Raw genomic sequence first — 16,449 nt, forward strand, 5'->3', positions numbered from 1 at the left:
TGCTCCTCGTCTTTGCTGCCTAACAGACCACAGCTGAACGTATTTTATTCCCCATGCAACTGGGCGACTCCTGTGCCGTCTAAGGCTTATCTTCCGGCTGGATGATTCCGGCCCCGTTTACATCTGCAATCGTCCATCAGGAATCTTGAAATGAACAAACGCATATTGGCCTGGATGTTTTGCCTGGCTACCCCCCTGGCTCAAGCGCAGATGCTGCAACCCGGCTTGTGGGAACTGACGTCGAGCAATATGAAGGTGGACGGACAGCAATTGCCGGACATGCAATTGATGCTGGGGCAATTGCAGAATCTGCCGCCTGAGCAGCGCGCCATGATGGAACAGATGATGAAGAAGCAGGGCGTGTCGCTCGGCGGCAAGGGCGTGAGAGCCTGCCTGACACAGGCTCAGGTACAGTCTGACAACATCCCGCTGACTGATCCGGCTTCCGGGTGCACGCAAAAAATCACCGCGCGAAATGGCAAGACCTGGAACTTTCAGTTTAGCTGCCCAAAAGCTCAGGGCACCGGGCAGGCGCAGTTCCTTAGTGATCGTGAGTTCACCACAAACGTGGTAGGTACTTTTAACGCCACTGGTCAGCAACAGAATGGCAGCATGGACACTCGCGCTGTATGGCTGGGGCCACAGTGCGGCAATGTCGCCCCGCGTACCTGATCAAATTCAGAGGGTTATGTTCCACGTGGAACACTCTGTCTGAAGGCGGTGATTTTTTGTCACGTTGGCGGGGCGCCAGATGACGGAATCTTCATGAAGGGCTTCATCTTTCGTTCGTAACTGCATGTTATATTATTACTAATGATGTGGATGAACCCTTCGTGAGCCGGGATGCTCAATTTGCTCTTTGAGATGTTCCATGCACCGACGCCAAGTGTTGCTCAACATGCTGCTGGCCAGCGCGGCTCTGACGTTGCCGTTGGGTGCCTATGCCACACAGATTCGTAACGCCCGCCTGTGGCGTACCAACGACAAGCTGCGCCTGGTCCTCGACCTTAGCGGCCCGGTGCAGTACAAAACTTTCACGCTTACCGCCCCCGACCGTCTGATCATCGATGTCAGCGGTTCGCGGCTGACCGGCGACTTCAGCCAACTGGCGCTGGACCGTACCGTTATCAAGTCCATTCGCTCCGGGCACTACGGCCAGGGTGACGACACGCGCATCGTGCTGGACCTGACCGCGCCAGTGCAACTCAACAGTTTCCTGCTCGGCCCGGAAGGTGGGCAGGGACACCGGTTGGTGCTGGACATGAGTTCCACGGCCCATGCGCCCGTGCAGATGGCTGAGCTGCCGCCACCGGTGCCCGTCCCGATCCAGACCAACAAGGCGCACACCGGACGCGACATCATGGTGGTGGTCGATGCCGGTCATGGCGGCAAGGACCCGGGCGCTGTAGGTTCTCGGGGTGAACGCGAAAAAGATGTGGTGCTTTCCATCGCGCAGTTGCTGGCCAAACGCCTGAAGCGCGAGAAGGGTTTCGACGTGCGTCTGGTGCGCAACGATGACTTCTTCGTACCGCTGCGCAAGCGCGTCGAGTTCGCGCACAAGTCCAACGCAGACATGTTCATCTCCGTACATGCCGACGCAGCGCCTCGTCTGACGGCCTCTGGTGCTTCGGTGTTTGCCCTTTCCGAAGGCGGTGCAACCTCGGCAACGGCGCGTTTTATGGCTCAGCGAGAAAACGGTGCCGATTTGTTGGGTGCCTCGTCGCTGCTCAACCTCAAGGACAAGGACCCGATGCTTGCCGGGGTGATTCTCGACATGTCGATGAACGCTACCATTGCAGCCAGCCTGCAACTGGGCCACACCGTTCTCGGCAGTCTGGAAGGCATTACCACGTTGCATCAGAAGCGTGTCGAGCAGGCCGGGTTCGCCGTGCTCAAGTCACCGGACGTACCGTCGATTCTGGTCGAAACCGGGTTTATCTCCAACAGTCGAGACAGTCAGCGTCTGGTCACAGCGCGTCATCAGCAGGCCGTTGCAGACGGCTTGTTCGATGGCCTGCAGCGCTATTTCCAGCGCAACCCGCCAGTGGATTCGCACATGGCCTGGCTGCAAGCGCAGAAGCAGGAGCAGGAGCAGCAGGTCTGATCAGGTCAACGGCAGCCGTTCAGCCGGCTGCAGGTGATCTTGCTGCGCGTACCGCTTGAGCTGGACACCCGCGTGATTGTTGTCCAGCCCACGCGCTGGACAGTGCCTACCCAGGCTTCGCCATTGGAAGCCAGCCCGGTAAAAAACGTCAGCTGACCATAGCGACTGTTGGTCTGCGTCCAGCGGCGCTTATTGAGTACCTCGTAACCCTTCAACCAGGTCGTCGATCCGGCTGTGGTCACGCTGTAGCTATTGCCTTGGGCATCGCTGCACGCCAGCACCGTCGCGCTACGCGTACAGGTGGCGAGGTCGGCAGAAGGCCTGGGTGGTGCTGCCATCAAGTGTGCGCTGATCAACATCGCCAACAAACCTCTTGAAACCCGTCTCATGAAGATCCCTTCACCAAGGCCGTAGCTATTGTGTGTTGTTATACTATAACATCTCGATGTGATTAGAACCGGCTGCCTGAGGGATTCGTTGCAGCCGACATGAACAAGGTTCAAGCCTTGCAGCTGCCTGGAGAATCCTGATGGCAAATCTTCTACCCGTTACCGTTCTGTCCGGTTTTCTAGGGGCCGGTAAAAGCACTTTACTCAATTATGTGCTGCGCAATCGTGAAAACCTGCGGGTTGCCGTAATAGTCAACGATATGAGTGAGATCAATATCGATGGCAGCGAAGTTCAGCGCGATGTCAGCCTGAACCGTGCCGAAGAAAAGCTGATCGAGATGAGCAATGGCTGCATCTGCTGCACCTTGCGCGAGGACTTGCTCGAAGAGGTCAGTCGCCTCGCTCAGGACGGTCGTTTTGACTATTTATTGATCGAATCCACTGGAATCTCCGAACCACTGCCAGTGGCCGAGACCTTCACTTTTCGTGACGAAGCTGGCAAAAGCCTGATGGATCTGGCGCGTCTGGACACCATGGTCACCGTCGTCGATGGCGTGAATTTTCTGCTCGACTACGAAGCGGCGGACGGCTTGTCCACACGCGGTGAAAGCCTGGGTGAAGACGATGACCGCTCGATTACCGACCTGCTGATCGAGCAGATCGAATTTGCCGACGTCATCCTGCTCAGCAAGATCGACCTGATCAGCTCCAGTGAGCGTGAAGAGCTGATGGCGATCCTGAAGCGCCTCAACCCCGAAGCCGAGATTGTGCCGATGGTGATGGGCCAGGTGCCGTTGGCGACGATTCTCAACACCGGGCGTTTTGACTTCCAGCGCGCGTCTCAGGCACCGGGCTGGCTCAAGGAAATGCGCGGCGAACACACGCCGGAAACCGAAGAGTACGGCATAGCATCAACTGCCTATCGTGCCCGGCGCCCGTTCCATCCGGAGCGTTTTTTCAATTTCATCAATCGCCCGTGGACCAATGGCAAACTGCTGCGCTCCAAAGGCTTCTTCTGGCTGGCCAGCAAATACAAGGATGCAGGTAGCTGGTCGCAGGCGGGCGGCTTGATGCGCCACGGTTTTGCCGGACGCTGGTGGCGCTTCGTGAACCGTGAAAGCTGGCCAGAGGACAGAGAAAGCGTCAAATCCATTCTGGAGAACTGGTCGACTGAAACCGGTGACTGCCGTCAGGAACTGGTGTTCATTGGCCAGAACATCGATTTTGCACGGCTGACCGCCGAGCTGGATAACTGCCTGCTCACCGATGCGGAAATGGCGGCGGGTGTCGAGCGCTGGCGCACGCTGGCCGATCCTTTTGGCGACTGGTACGAAGAAGAGGTGGCTGCCTGATGCTGGCCTATCGTTTGAATGACAAGAACGCCGTTCGTCAGGCACACGGCGGCACGCCTGAGGTATTGAGCGAGATCCTCCAGGATGACGTCAACCTTGCGGTCTGGCAGCGTCAGCTGCCTGCGCACATCGAAGATTTCGGTGCCTTGTTGCTGTCGATGGGCGAGCCCCTTGCCGAGTCCATGCCCCTGCAAGTAAGGGGGGGTGAAGTCGAGCCTGACCTGACCACGCTGGCTCGGGGATATTCCGATTTGCAGGGGTATCAGGGTTTCATTGCCGACGTTTCCTGGCTGGTCAGCGCTTATGCCTGTCTGCTGGGTGCCGAGTGCGTTGGCCTGCGCCTGCGGGTGCTCGATAAAGCCATGTGCCCGCGTTTCCATGTCGATCATGTGCCGGTGCGCCTCATCACCACTTACGGCGGGGTGGGCAGCCAGTGGCTGCATGAAGACGTCATGGACCGCAAACAACTCGGTCGCCTCGATGCCGAGCCCACCAATGCCGCCGACATCCAGCAGATCAACAGCGGGGAAGTGGCGTTGCTCAAAGGTGAACGCTGGCACGGTAACGAAGGCTTCGGTTTGATCCATCGCTCGCCGCAACTGCTGCGTAACGAGCGCAGGTTGATTCTGACGCTGGACTGGCTGGACTGAAGCTTTATTCAGGCGTTACCCATTGCCCCTTGCTCTGGCCTTCACAGAAGGGCTTGAGGTACAGCGCGTCACGGGCGACCCCGTAATAGTGAATGTGCTCGCGATACGGCAGATTGGCGACCTGCGCATTGCGACAGACACCGAAGGCACCTGCCGGGCACTGTTGCGAGTAGGTCGTTTCGGTCTTCTGCCCGGCCAGTTGTGGCTTGCAGAAGCTGTCGTGGAACAGGTCTGCCGGGATATTGATATTTTCCTGGCAGACTTTCACATCCAGCCTTTCGGCCTGGCTGTGGACCAGACACGCCTCGGCCCACGCCGTCCCCGAACTCACCGCCAGCAGCGTCAGTGCCAGGCGGGCGGGCAGCCACATCACTTGCATCATTACCCTTCCTTGCTCTTCAATGACCCACGCATTCGTCAAAAGTGATCCCATGCTGCAAAACATACCGACGCATGTCATCGGTGGCCCGCTGGGCGCCGGCAAGACCAGCCTGATCAAACGCCTGCTGGCGCAGAAACCCGCCCATGAACGCTGGGCCGTGTTAATCAATGAGTTCGGACAGATCGGTCTGGATGCCGCCCTGCTGACCACGGATGCCGATGGTATCGCACTTGGCGAAGTGGCTGGCGGCTGCCTGTGTTGCGTCAATGGCGTGCCGTTCCAGATCGGTCTGGGGCGGTTGTTGCGCAAGGCCCGGCCTGATCGTCTGCTGATCGAGCCTTCGGGGTTGGGTCATCCTGCGCAACTCATGGCGCAATTGCGCGAGGCGCCCTGGCGTGGCGTCCTGAATGTTCAGCCCGGAGTGGTGGTGCTGGACGCGCAAGCAATGCTCGCCGGACAACCGTTGCCGAGCACTCAACAGGAAGCACTGGCGGATGCAGGGCTTGTGGTCATGAACAAGTCCGAGCAGCTGGATGAAGTCTCTCGCTTGGCATTGGCCGAACAGTTGCTGCCGCACGCCTTGATCTGGACCCGATACGGGGAGCTGCACCCGAGCCAAATACCGGGGTTCAACGCCGCTGCCGTTGTGGATAAACAGGCTGTGGATAAGTTGATGCTGCCCAACAGCGTTGGCCAGTTGCCTGCGCTATGGGTCGACCCGAAGGTACCGATCTGCCTGATTCAGGCAAGTGCTGAAGGCTGGAGCATCGGCTGGCGCTGGCATCCCTCGCAGCGCTTCGACCTGCAGCGCATTCTGTACTGGCTGGAAAGCATTGAGTGGCGGCGGGCAAAGATGGTTATCCACAGCGAAGGCGGCTGGTATTCCGGGAATGTGGTCGACGGTGCTCCGCTGGCCTGGCAAATCAGCGAATGGCGTCAGGATTCACGCCTGGAATTGATCTTCTCTACACCGCAGGATGTGGATAAGTTGCAGGCGCAGATGGTGGAGTGTCTGGCGTGATGCGCCGCTTGCTCGCGAAGGCGACCCTTCAACGCCCTCTTTTCGGGGGCTTTGACGCCCTCTTCGCGAGCAAGCTCGCTCCCACAACGATTTGCATTTAACCAGCCGCTACTGCTTCCATTTCTGATGCGATTGACGCCACTCGCTCATTTGAATAATTTCAGCGCTGGGTGGTGGCGTCTTGATTTCAAACGGGTAGGGTGCCAGTTCGATTTGCGCAGTGTGCGCGCCGAACATGGTGATCGTGCCAGGGTGACGCTGCTCGCCGGTCACGGTGAACTCGAAGCCATACACGCGGGCCAGGCGCTTGCGGCCTTGAGCGTCGCGGGCGAAGGTCAGGCGGCGCAGGGCAACGGCGTCGTCCAGCAGTTGCAGCTCAAGGCGTGCGCAATGCTGCTTGACGCGCGCCAGCGCTTTCTCTCGCAGACCATGGGCATGCCACCACCAGGCCGCAGCACTTGCGAACAGCATCAGCACGAAGATGTTTCCCAGGGTCAGCATGACGGAGTGCTCCAGCGTAGGAGTTACCAGCTTAACTGCCCTGAGTGATTTACAGCCATACTGCGCAACTTATATTTCTCATTATTGCATTTGCATCGTGTTCAGGATTCCGCCCCCAATGAAACGTACGCCTCACTTGCTCGCTATCCAGTCCCATGTGGTATTCGGCCACGCCGGCAACAGCGCAGCGGTGTTCTCGATGCAGCGTATCGGGGTCAATGTCTGGCCGCTCAATACGGTTCAGTTTTCCAACCACACGCAATACAAGCAGTGGACAGGCGAAGTGCTGGCCCCGCAGCAGATTCCCGCGCTGATCGAGGGGATAGCCGCCATCGGCGAGCTGGGCAACTGTGATGCCGTGCTGTCCGGGTATCTGGGCAGTGCGGCGCAGGGCAGGGCGATTCTGACCGGCGTGGCGCGCATCAAGGCTGCCAATCCGAAGGCGCTGTACCTGTGCGACCCGGTGATGGGCCATCCTGAAAAAGGCTGCATCGTTGCGCCTGAAGTCAGCGACTTCCTGCTGGAAGAGGCTGCGGCCATGGCTGATTTCATGTGCCCCAATCAACTGGAGCTGGACAGCTTCTCTGGCCGCAAGCCCGAATCGCTGGCCGACTGCCTGGCGATGGCGCGGGCTTTGTTGGCGCGTGGCCCCAAAGCGGTTGTCGTCAAACACCTTGATTACCCCGGCAAGGCTGCCGACGGCTTTGAAATGCTGTTGGTGACCGCCGAGGCAAGCTGGCACCTGCGTCGCCCGCTATTGGCATTTCCACGCCAGCCGGTCGGTGTGGGGGATCTGACGTCCGGGTTGTTTCTGTCACGCATTTTATTGGGCGACGATCTGGTCGCAGCGTTCGAATTCACCGCAGCGGCAGTCCACGAAGTGCTGCTCGAAACGCAGGCTTGCGGCAGTTACGAGCTGGAACTGGTGCGCGCCCAGGATCGCATCGCGCACCCACGGGTGAAGTTCGACGCTGTGCGTCTGTAACCTTCAGATGCAACCGAGGGCTCAGCATCCATGTCTGAGCCTGTCCTTTACAAGGCTTCTTCCTTGATGTCCTGGTAACGCTTTTCCAGTTCCTGACGAATCTGGCGGCGTTGTTGCGCCTGAATGAAACGACGCTTGCCTTCCGGTGTTTCCGGTTCCAGAGGCGGTACGCTGGCGGGTTTGCGATTGTCGTCCACGGCAACCATGGTGAAGAAGCAACTGTTGGAATGGCGTACCGAGCGCTCGCGGATGTTTTCGGTGACCACCTTGATGCCCACCTCCATGGACGTGTTGCCGGTGTAATTGACCGAGGCGAGAAAGGTCACCAGTTCGCCGACATGCACCGGCTCGCGAAAAATCACCTGGTCCACCGACAGCGTTACCACATAGCGTCCGGCGTAGCGGCTGGCACACGCGTAGGCCACTTCGTCCAGGTACTTGAGCAACGTACCGCCGTGTACATTGCCAGAGAAGTTGGCCATGTCCGGGGTCATCAATACAGTCATCGACAGCTGGGCGTTTCCGGGTTCCATAGCGTACTCACACGGTCAAGGTGTTCAAGGGGCGCCTATGCTGGCGCTCAATGGGGCTTGCGACAGTTATCGGGACGCTGGCCAGCAGGCGGCCGTCACGCGTCATAACTATCTGTTTCCATATATTGCACCGGCTTTATGTCGAAGGGGGCGGTGTTAACCTGCAAAAAACCGTGGATCGGGAATTTTCCTACGCTTTCATCCGATTTTGATGGCGCAATTACCCGCCGACGCCGTTGCAAGAACAGCGCCAGCGGTTTTAGGAGTCATCACCCACAAGGAGCCGTATCCCCATGCATGCCATCAATTTCATTCAGGACCTGGCAGTGATCATGCTGGTGGCCGGCGTGGTGACCATCCTTTTTCACCGTCTCAGGCAGCCAGTGGTGCTCGGTTATATCGTGGCGGGCTTCATTATCGGTCCGCATACACCACCGGTCAGCCTGATTCACGATGAGGACACCATCAAGATTCTGGCCGAACTGGGAGTGATTTTCCTGATGTTCTGCCTGGGGCTGGAATTCAGCCTGCGCAAGTTGTTCAAGGTCGGCGCGACGGCGTTCATCGCGGCTTTCCTGGAAATTGCCCTGATGATCTGGATCGGCTACGAGATCGGCCAGTTCTTTGGCTGGAAAACCATGGACTCGCTGTTTCTCGGCGCGATTCTGGCGATCTCTTCCACCACCATCATCGTCAAGGCGCTCAACGACCTGAAGATGAAGAACCAGCATTTTGCCCAGTTGATCTTCGGTGTGCTGATCGTCGAAGACATTCTCGGCATCGGCATTATTGCGCTGTTGTCCGGCATCGCAGTCAGCGGCTCCGTCAGTTCGGGGGAAGTGTTTTCCACGGTCGGCAAACTGTCGCTGTTCATGATCGTAGCGCTGGTGGTCGGGATTCTGCTGGTGCCCCGTTTGCTGTCTTATGTCGCCAGGTTCGAAAGCAATGAAATGCTGTTGATTACCGTGCTGGGCCTGTGTTTCGGCTTCTGCCTGCTGGTGGTCAAGCTGGAATACAGCATGGTGCTGGGCGCGTTCCTGATCGGCGCTATCATGGCCGAGTCGCGTGAGCTGCTGAAAATCGAGCGATTGATAGAACCGGTTCGCGACATGTTCAGCGCAATCTTTTTTGTCGCCATCGGTTTGATGATCGACCCGAAAATCCTGCTGGAATATGCCTGGCCGATTGCAGTCATCACTGTCGCTGTGGTGCTGGGCAAAATGCTGTCTTGCGGCCTTGGGGCGTTTATCGCCGGCAATGACGGTCGCACCTCATTGCGCGTGGGGATGGGGCTGTCACAAATTGGCGAGTTCTCCTTCATCATCGCGGCGCTGGGCATGACCCTGCAGGTCACCAGCGACTTTCTCTACCCGGTGGCAGTGGCGGTATCAGCCATTACTACTTTGCTGACGCCCTATCTGATTCGCGGTGCTGATCCGCTGTCACTCAAGCTGGCGTCGATCATGCCCCGGCGGGTTGCGCGGGTGTTCGGCATGTACGGTGAATGGCTGCGCAGTATTCAGCCACAAGGGCAAAGTGCAGTGCTTGCCGGAATGATCCGGAGGATTCTGCTACAGGTCGGGGTCAATCTGGCGCTGGTAATGGCGATTTTCTTCAGCGGCGGCTATTTTGCCGAGCATCTTGGCGGGTACATGGACGAATGGGTGGCGGATGTCAGTCACCAGAAAGCCTGGATCTGCGGCGCGGCGTTGCTGCTGTCGCTGCCGTTTCTGATTGCGGCGTATCGCAAGCTCAAGGCGCTGTCGATGCTGTTGGCGGAGATGGGCGTCAAACCCGAGATGGCGGGCCGACATACCGTGCGGGTGCGCAAGGTCGTGGCGGAAGTGATTCCGCTGTTGTCGCTGGTGGTGATTTTCGTGATGCTGGCAGCATTGTCGGCAAGCATTCTGCCTGCCAACGAATTGCTGCTGGTCATCGCCCTGATTGCCGCTCTGGTTGCGGCACTGCTTTGGCGCTGGCTGATCCGCGTGCATACGCGGATGCAGATCGCGCTGCTGGAGACGCTGGGCAATAATCAGGAATCGTCCGGGCATTGAGCCCGGCGATTACCTTACAGTCTTTACCAAACGGGGTGTCTCAGCTTTCCAGCCAGATATCCCGAGCCCAGTGCCAGACTGACTCCCAGCTTTCCTCGGTGACCAGTTCCTCTTCGGCGGACCACAGCACTACCGTGCCGTCTTCTTCGACGCAGTAGTAGTCGTCGCCGTCCTGGCAGATCGGAATCAGCTCGCGCGGCACGCCCAGATCCCAGGCCGTGGCGGCCACGTCCGGCAAATAGGTGTGCGACTGCGCATCGGTCACGGTGACGGGCTCAAGGCTGCCGTACACCACATCGCTGACCGTCAGGAGAAACTCTTTGAAGACGAACGGAATATTGATGAACAGCTGTTCTTCAATTTCGACCAGTTGGTCTTCGTCTGGCAGCTCAAGCGGAACCGGGACCGGTTCGTTTGCTTCACGCAGTTGTTCGATGACTTCTTCCACGACACAGATCCTCTCACTTGATGGCGCGGGTTATACAGTAGCGTAAAGCCTTTCTCAAAATAACTATCCGAACGGATAAGCAAAAACCCCGGACATGTCCGGGGTTCTGAACGCGAGAAAGGAATCTGGTTCAACCGTTCTGGCGAATTCCTGCTACCAGCCACGGCTGGTTATCACCCTGTGGGCGCTCCATATTCCAGCTTTCGCTGAACACTTCGCCCTGGTCGAAGCGCGACGACTTGGACACGCCCGAGAAGGTCAGGGTAGCGATGGTCTTGTCGGCGCGATCATCCACACCGTCCAGTTGAACCTGGAGGTTGTCGATGTAGGTCGACTGAAAGCCATCGCCCAGGTCCGCACGTTCCTTTTTCAGGAACTGCAGCATTTGCGGGGTAACGAACTCGGCGATCTTGTCCATTTCGTTGGCGTCCCAGTGCTGCTGCAGCGACTGGAAGTGGCCACGAGCGGCTTCCAGAAAGCGCTCTTCGTTGAACCAGGCCGGGGCGTTGATCACTGGCGCAGCGGAGGCCGGTGAGGAACTGCCGAAGATCGGGTTCTGCGCAGGCTGGCTGCTTTCACGCTGGTACGGTGCGCCGGCAGCGGCCATTTTCGGCTGTTGCTGCTGACGACGACGCGCAATGAAGCGGAAGATCAGGAAGGCGATGAGACCCATGATCAGGATGTCGAACAGTTGCAGGCCGTTGAAGCCGTCACCCATGAACATCGACGCGAGCAGGCCACCGGCAGCGATACCGGCCAATGGGCCCAGCCAGCGCGACGCACCGCTTGCCGCAGGCGCAGGACGGCCCGCAGCGTTAGGCGCTGCCGCAGGCGTGGAGGGTGCGGCCTGACGTGTCTGATGCGTAGGCGCCGAGCCCATGCTTTTGCCGCCACCGAAACGCGCGGCGTTCACATCCAGACTCATGGTGAGCCCGATGCACAGCGCCATCGCGATGCTTAAAAAACGTTGCATAAGGGTATTCCCGTTTTGTGATTGCACGCGCGCCATGTTGCACAGCGTGCGACGACATGACCAGCGCGTTAGTGTTTCGGACTTTTACACAAATAGCGTAGGACTTTTCAGCACGCTTCGTAAGACTTGTGATTAGCCCCACGCACCGAGGTTATACACAGGTCTTGAAACGCCCGGAATAAATGGCCTCTGTGCTTCTGCCCGAAGGGCGTGGGAGCGAACTTGTTCGCGAAAAGGTCTTTATAATCGCCGAAAATGTATCGACTGAAACAGCGCCTTCGCGAGCAAGCTCGCTCCCACGGCCTGCGGCCAGAATCAAAAGCGGACTAATGTATGACGCCGAGCGCGGGAACAAGAACTGGCACCGCGCCCAAACCCTGAACGCTACAACGGCACCAGCTTCGCATAGCCCATCATCAGCCACTTGCTGCCTTCGGCGAAGTTGACCTGCACCCGTGCCTGAGCGCCAGCGCCCTCGAAGTTGAGGATCACGCCTTCGCCGAACACCGCATGCTGTACACGCTGGCCCATGGTGAACTCGGTTTCCGGAATGCCGGTGCCGTTGAACAGGCTGCTGCTGTTGAACTTCGGAGTGCCACCGAACGGGCGACTCACGCTGTTGGACAGGCGTACTTCCTGGATCAGCGCCGGCGGAATCTCGCGTACAAAACGCGAGACCTTGTTGTAGGTTTCGCTGCCGTACAGACGACGCGTTTCGGCGTAGGTCATCACCAGCTGTTTCATGGCGCGGGTGATGCCGACATAAGCCAGACGTCGCTCTTCTTCCAGGCGCCCCGGCTCTTCCAGACTCATCTTGTGCGGGAACAGCCCTTCCTCCATGCCCACCAGGAACACATGCGCAAACTCCAGGCCCTTGGCGCTGTGCAGGGTCATCAGCTGAATGCTGTCTTCATGCTCCTGCGCCTGGGTGTCGCCTGCTTCCAGCGAGGCATGCCCCAAAAACGCTGCAAGTGGCGTCAGGTCTTCTTCGCTTTCGTGATTCTCGAAAGCACGGGCCGCGCTGACCAGTTCCTCAAGGTTTTCTACCCGCGCCTGGCCTTTCTCGCCTTTTTCCTGCTCGTGATAGGTGATCAGCCCGGACTGCTCGATAACCGTCTGGGTCATCAGGTGCAGCGGCATCTCCATGACCTTCGCCGACAGGTTCTCGATCAGCTCGATGAACCCGCCCAGGGCCGTGGCGGCGCGGCCGGTCAGGCCCTTGTTGGCGACCAGCAGGCGCATGGCTTCCCACATGGAGACGTCGGCATGACGCGCATGTTCGCGAATCGCTTCGACGGTCTTTTCGCCGATGCCGCGAGCCGGAACGTTGATCACCCGCTCCAGCGCTGCATCGTTGCCACGACCTTCCAGCAAGCGCATATACGCCATCGCGTTCTTGATTTCGGCGCGTTCGAAGAAGCGCTGCCCGCCGTAAATGCGATATGGAATACGTTCGCGCAGCAGGGCTTCTTCCAGCACCCGCGACTGGGCGTTGGAACGGTACAGAATGGCGATGTCGTTGCGCGAGATGCCGGTTTTCAGCGCGCTTTCGATGGTCTCGACCACATAGCGCGCCTCATCGTGTTCGTTGAAAGCGGCATACAGGTTGATCAGCTCGCCATCGCCGACGTCAGTCCACAACTCCTTGCCCAGTCGGCCGCTGTTATTGACGATCAAGCCGTTGGCGGCCTTGAGGATGCTCGCTGTGGAGCGGTAATTCTGCTCCAGGCGGATGACTTCGGTGTCCGGGAAGTCAGAGGAATACTGGTGAATGTTCTCGATCTTCGCGCCACGCCAGCCGTAAATGGACTGATCGTCGTCGCCGACCACCATCAGGCTGTCGCCACCCTGAGCGAGCAGGCGTAGCCACGCGTATTGCACGGCGTTGGTGTCCTGGAATTCATCCACCAATACATGGCGGAAACGACGCTGATAATGCGCGAGCAAACCCGGATTATCGCGCCACAGGTCGAGTGCGCGCAGCAGCAGTTCGGAGAAGTCGATGACGCCAGCCCGCTGACAGGCGACCTCGTAGGCTTCGTAGACGCTTTTCATGGTGGTCAGGAACAGATCGCCGCTGGCCTGAATATGTTTCGGGCGCAGGCCCTCATCTTTCTGGCCGTTGATGAACCACTGTGCCTGACGTGCAGGCCAGCGTTGCTCATCCAGGCCCAGCTCGCGCATCACGCGTTTTACCAAGCGCTGCTGGTCATCGCTGTCGAGAATCTGGAAGGTTTGCACCAGCCCGGCTTCCTGCCAGTGCGCTCGCAGCAGGCGGTGGGCCAGACCGTGGAAGGTGCCCACCCACATGCCAGCAGGGCTGATGCCCATCAGCTGCTCGATGCGGTGGCGCATTTCGGCGGCAGCCTTGTTGGTGAACGTCACCGACAGAACCGAATGCGGGGAGGCTTGCTCGACCTGCATCAGCCATGCGATGCGATGCACCAGCACACGGGTTTTGCCGGAGCCAGCACCAGCCAGGACCAACTGACGACCCAATGAGGCGGCTACGGCCTGACGTTGGGCATCGTTGAGGGAATTCAGAAGAAGAGAGAGATCATCGCGCATCCGCGCATTCTAGGGTGCTGCGTCATGCCGGGCAAACCATGCTTTGCGTCAGGCAATAAAAATGACCGGGTGCTGACGACCGGTCGTCGAGCGTTGCAGGGTCGAGCGCGGTCAGTCGACCTTGAAGATTGGCCATTCGCAGGCCAGGCGCAGGATTCCGCTTAATGTAGGATTATTCCCACAATTTTTTTCGATTCACCCATTCAGGGCCCGTGTAACAGGTTTCAGCGTCGTTTAACTGGGCGGTTTGCAGGTCATGTAGTATAACTACAAGAAAGCTACAACCCAGCCCATCTTCCTTTTGCCGAGTCTGCCCCTTGAATCTGCTGCAACACATCGCCCAGTCACGTAATTTGCTGCGCAAATCGGAGCTCAAGGTTGCCGATCATGTGCTGCTTGACCCTGCGGCTGTGATGCACAGTTCCATGGCGGATCTGGCGCACAGCGTCGGCATCAGCGAGCCAACCATCGTGCGCTTCTGCCGCGCCATTGGGTGCACCGGGTTTCAGGACCTCAAGCTCAAGCTGGCGCAGAGTCTGGCAGCGGGTGCGAGTTTCGGCCAGTTCGCGATTCACGAAGACGATTCGGTCGCCGACTACAGCCTGAAGATTTTCGACACTACCCTGCACACGCTCATGGAAGTGCGCGAAAACCTCGACCCCCATGCTTTACAGATGGCAGTCACGGCCATGGCCGGGGCCAATCGGGTCGAATTTTATGGGTTTGGCGCTTCCGGTGCAGTGGCTGCCGATGCGCAGCACAAGTTCTTTCGTTTGCTGCTGACCGCGGCAGCGTATTCCGACCCGCACATGCAGGCGATGTCGGCGGTCACGCTCAAGCCGACAGACGTCGCGGTATGCATTTCCCAGTCGGGGCGCTCCAAGGACTTGCTGATCACCGCCAATCTGGTCCGCGAGAGCGGCGCGACGCTGATTACCTTGTGCCCAAGCCAGACGCCGCTGGCCGAGCTGTCATCGGTCAATCTGGCCATCGATGTACATGAAGACACCGAAATCTACACGCCGCTGACGTCCCGTATCGCGCACCTGGTGGTGATCGATGTGCTGGCGATGGGCGTGGCAATGGCCCGCGGCCCGAGCCTGGTCAATCACCTCAAGAGCGTCAAGCGCAGCCTGCGCGGCTTGCGTCTGTCGCCGAAGTCGATAAAGACTCACGAAGACTGATCGCTCAACCGAGCGTAATTCATCGATCTGTCATCTGCATGCCGCCTGATTGTCACTGTCGCGCTCCATTCTGGTGCTCCCACAAAACGTATTGGGAGACAGGATATGGCTCGGCATTACGATGATTTACCTACCAGCACCGTGAAAACCCGCCGCCAGCAGGAAGACCAGCGCCGCATGGAGTTTCGTCGGGCTATTGAGAGCTACAGTGAAGCGCGTCAGCTTAATCAGGAGCTGTGTGACTACATGGATGGTATCGACAACGCTGTATGGCAGACTATCAAGTTGCCCGCGGTCGACCGTCGAAACGCTCGACAAGCTGGTTGATCTGCGCACGTTCGGTGCGGATGAACGCAAGAAAGGCATGTGCCACGGGTGAAAGGCGTTTGTCTCGGGCCTGAGCCACGCACCAGCTTCGATACAGCGGCAGCTCCGCCACGGGTAGCTCCACGAGGGCACCGGTGGCGAGTTCCTGGCAGACCGCATGCCGTGTCAGCATCGCCAGGCCCAGTCCGGCGACCACGCATTCACGTTGCGCCTCGCTGGAAGACACCTCCAGCGTCTGCGTGAAATGCACGCGTTTCTCTTTGAAGTACTCCTCGCAGGCCCGGCGTGTACCTGACCCCGTTTCCCGGGTCAGCAACGGCCAGGGCTCCAGGTCTTTCAAATTCAGCGTCGCATGGCTGCTCAGCGGGTGGTCGGGTGGTGCTACGGCCACAATCGGGTTGTTGAGAAAGGGTAGAAACTCCAGACCCATATCCAGCGGAACCGCTGACATCACTACAAGATCATCGCGGTTGTCCGATAATCGCCTGATTATCTGTGCACGATTGACAACCATCAGGCTCAGGCTGACTTCCGGGTGCTGGCGTTTGAATGCAGCGAAAAGGTGAGGGATGAAATACTTGCAGCTGGATTCAATCGCCAGCTTCAACTGGCCTTGCAGCGAGCCCTGCATGTCCGAAAGCTGCATGTCGAGACTTTCCAGGCGTCCGAAAATATCCCGGCTGGCCAGTTGCAGTGCCTGCGCCGCCTCAGTCAGGTAGAGCTTTTTGCTGACGTATTCGAACAGCGGCTGGCCGATCAGCTCTTCAAGCTGGCGAATCTGCAGGCTGACGGCAGGCTGCGTCAGAGACATCTCTTCGGCTGCACGGCTGTATGAGCGCAGATCACATACTTCATTGAAAATACGCAGCTGACGCAATGTCATACGCATCAATGACTTACGCATTTATACAAGCTTCCTGAGACGACAAGAAGCGTCAACTATAAGCTTTTACTTATGCATGTCCCAACTTTTAC

The 16,449-nt window shown here is 58.5% G+C and carries 17 protein-coding genes; 9 read left to right on the forward strand and 8 right to left on the reverse strand.

Going from position 1 to position 16,449, the window contains the following annotated elements:
• Positions 1–150 precede the first annotated feature (150 nt).
• Both AC4ANK_RS00385 and AC4ANK_RS00390 read left to right on the forward strand, forming a co-directional pair.
• Positions 151–672, forward strand: coding sequence for a DUF3617 domain-containing protein (locus tag AC4ANK_RS00385; protein ID WP_002555930.1), 522 nt, complete (start codon positions 151–153; stop codon positions 670–672).
• Positions 673–871: 199 nt separating this feature from the next.
• Positions 872–2,104 (forward strand): N-acetylmuramoyl-L-alanine amidase, encoded by a 1,233-nt coding sequence (locus AC4ANK_RS00390; RefSeq protein ID WP_057425472.1) that lies wholly within the window; start codon positions 872–874, stop codon positions 2,102–2,104.
• 5 nt (positions 2,105–2,109) lie between these two features.
• On the opposite strand, the gene AC4ANK_RS00395 is transcribed toward AC4ANK_RS00390, so the two are convergent.
• Positions 2,110–2,493 carry a hypothetical protein gene (locus AC4ANK_RS00395; protein WP_002555928.1) on the reverse strand — a complete coding sequence of 128 codons (384 nt, stop codon included), beginning with the start codon at positions 2,491–2,493 and terminating at the stop codon, positions 2,110–2,112.
• A gap of 140 nt (positions 2,494–2,633) precedes the next feature.
• On the opposite strand from AC4ANK_RS00395, the gene zigA reads away from it, so the two are divergent.
• Together zigA and AC4ANK_RS00405 are read left to right on the forward strand one after the other, a co-directional pair.
• Complete coding sequence (gene zigA / locus AC4ANK_RS00400; RefSeq protein WP_002555927.1) at positions 2,634–3,845, forward strand: zinc metallochaperone GTPase ZigA; 1,212 nt, start codon at positions 2,634–2,636, stop codon at positions 3,843–3,845.
• Positions 3,845–4,495 (forward strand): DUF1826 domain-containing protein, encoded by a 651-nt coding sequence (locus AC4ANK_RS00405; RefSeq protein WP_002555926.1) that lies wholly within the window; start codon positions 3,845–3,847, stop codon positions 4,493–4,495. The genes zigA and AC4ANK_RS00405 overlap by 1 nt, the downstream gene beginning before the upstream one ends.
• A 4-nt stretch (positions 4,496–4,499) precedes the next feature.
• Here the strand turns inward: AC4ANK_RS00405 and AC4ANK_RS00410 are convergent, their stop codons facing one another.
• Entirely contained in the window at positions 4,500–4,874 is a 375-nt protein-coding gene (locus AC4ANK_RS00410) for a hypothetical protein (protein WP_002555925.1), read from the reverse strand.
• A 52-nt stretch (positions 4,875–4,926) separates the two neighbouring features.
• On the opposite strand from AC4ANK_RS00410, the gene AC4ANK_RS00415 reads away from it, so the two are divergent.
• A complete protein-coding gene (locus AC4ANK_RS00415; protein ID WP_002555924.1) occupies positions 4,927–5,898 on the forward strand; it encodes a CobW family GTP-binding protein in 972 nt (323 codons plus the stop codon).
• Positions 5,899–6,006: 108 nt separating this feature from the next.
• Here the strand turns inward: AC4ANK_RS00415 and AC4ANK_RS00420 are convergent, their stop codons facing one another.
• Positions 6,007–6,399 (reverse strand): DUF3301 domain-containing protein, encoded by a 393-nt coding sequence (locus AC4ANK_RS00420; RefSeq protein WP_002555923.1) that lies wholly within the window; start codon positions 6,397–6,399, stop codon positions 6,007–6,009.
• 118 nt (positions 6,400–6,517) lie between these two features.
• Here AC4ANK_RS00420 and pdxY point away from each other — a divergent pair, with 118 nt between their 5' ends.
• Positions 6,518–7,384, forward strand: coding sequence for a pyridoxal kinase PdxY (pdxY, locus tag AC4ANK_RS00425; protein WP_002555922.1), 867 nt, complete (start codon positions 6,518–6,520; stop codon positions 7,382–7,384).
• Between the two features lie 47 nt (positions 7,385–7,431).
• On the opposite strand, the gene AC4ANK_RS00430 is transcribed toward pdxY, so the two are convergent.
• On the reverse strand, positions 7,432–7,917 hold the full coding sequence (locus AC4ANK_RS00430; RefSeq protein WP_002555921.1) for an acyl-CoA thioesterase: 486 nt from the start codon (positions 7,915–7,917) through the stop codon (positions 7,432–7,434).
• 293 nt (positions 7,918–8,210) lie between these two features.
• Here AC4ANK_RS00430 and AC4ANK_RS00435 point away from each other — a divergent pair, with 293 nt between their 5' ends.
• Complete coding sequence (locus tag AC4ANK_RS00435; protein WP_002555920.1) at positions 8,211–9,974, forward strand: cation:proton antiporter; 1,764 nt, start codon at positions 8,211–8,213, stop codon at positions 9,972–9,974.
• Positions 9,975–10,014: 40 nt separating this feature from the next.
• On the opposite strand, the gene AC4ANK_RS00440 is transcribed toward AC4ANK_RS00435, so the two are convergent.
• The 3 genes from AC4ANK_RS00440 to uvrD all read right to left on the reverse strand — a co-directional run bounded on the left by AC4ANK_RS00440 (position 10,015) and on the right by uvrD (position 13,963).
• On the reverse strand, positions 10,015–10,422 hold the full coding sequence (locus AC4ANK_RS00440; protein ID WP_002555919.1) for an SMI1/KNR4 family protein: 408 nt from the start codon (positions 10,420–10,422) through the stop codon (positions 10,015–10,017).
• Between the two features lie 130 nt (positions 10,423–10,552).
• Positions 10,553–11,395 (reverse strand): Tim44 domain-containing protein, encoded by an 843-nt coding sequence (locus tag AC4ANK_RS00445; protein WP_002555918.1) that lies wholly within the window; start codon positions 11,393–11,395, stop codon positions 10,553–10,555.
• A 384-nt stretch (positions 11,396–11,779) separates the two neighbouring features.
• Positions 11,780–13,963, reverse strand: coding sequence for a DNA helicase II (gene uvrD, locus AC4ANK_RS00450; RefSeq protein ID WP_002555917.1), 2,184 nt, complete (start codon positions 13,961–13,963; stop codon positions 11,780–11,782).
• A 317-nt stretch (positions 13,964–14,280) separates the two neighbouring features.
• Here uvrD and hexR point away from each other — a divergent pair, with 317 nt between their 5' ends.
• Positions 14,281–15,147 carry a transcriptional regulator HexR gene (hexR, locus tag AC4ANK_RS00455; protein ID WP_002555915.1) on the forward strand — a complete coding sequence of 289 codons (867 nt, stop codon included), beginning with the start codon at positions 14,281–14,283 and terminating at the stop codon, positions 15,145–15,147.
• Positions 15,148–15,288: 141 nt separating this feature from the next.
• Positions 15,289–15,474, forward strand: a complete 186-nt coding sequence (locus AC4ANK_RS00460) for a PA3496 family putative envelope integrity protein (protein ID WP_004659112.1) — start codon at positions 15,289–15,291, stop codon at positions 15,472–15,474.
• Here the strand turns inward: AC4ANK_RS00460 and AC4ANK_RS00465 are convergent.
• Positions 15,428–16,378, reverse strand: a complete 951-nt coding sequence (locus AC4ANK_RS00465) for a LysR family transcriptional regulator (RefSeq protein ID WP_002555913.1) — start codon at positions 16,376–16,378, stop codon at positions 15,428–15,430. The two genes, AC4ANK_RS00460 and AC4ANK_RS00465, sit on opposite strands and share 47 nt — an antisense overlap.
• Positions 16,379–16,449 lie beyond the last annotated feature (71 nt).

The organism is Pseudomonas sp. Pmew2 (genome assembly GCF_058129885.1).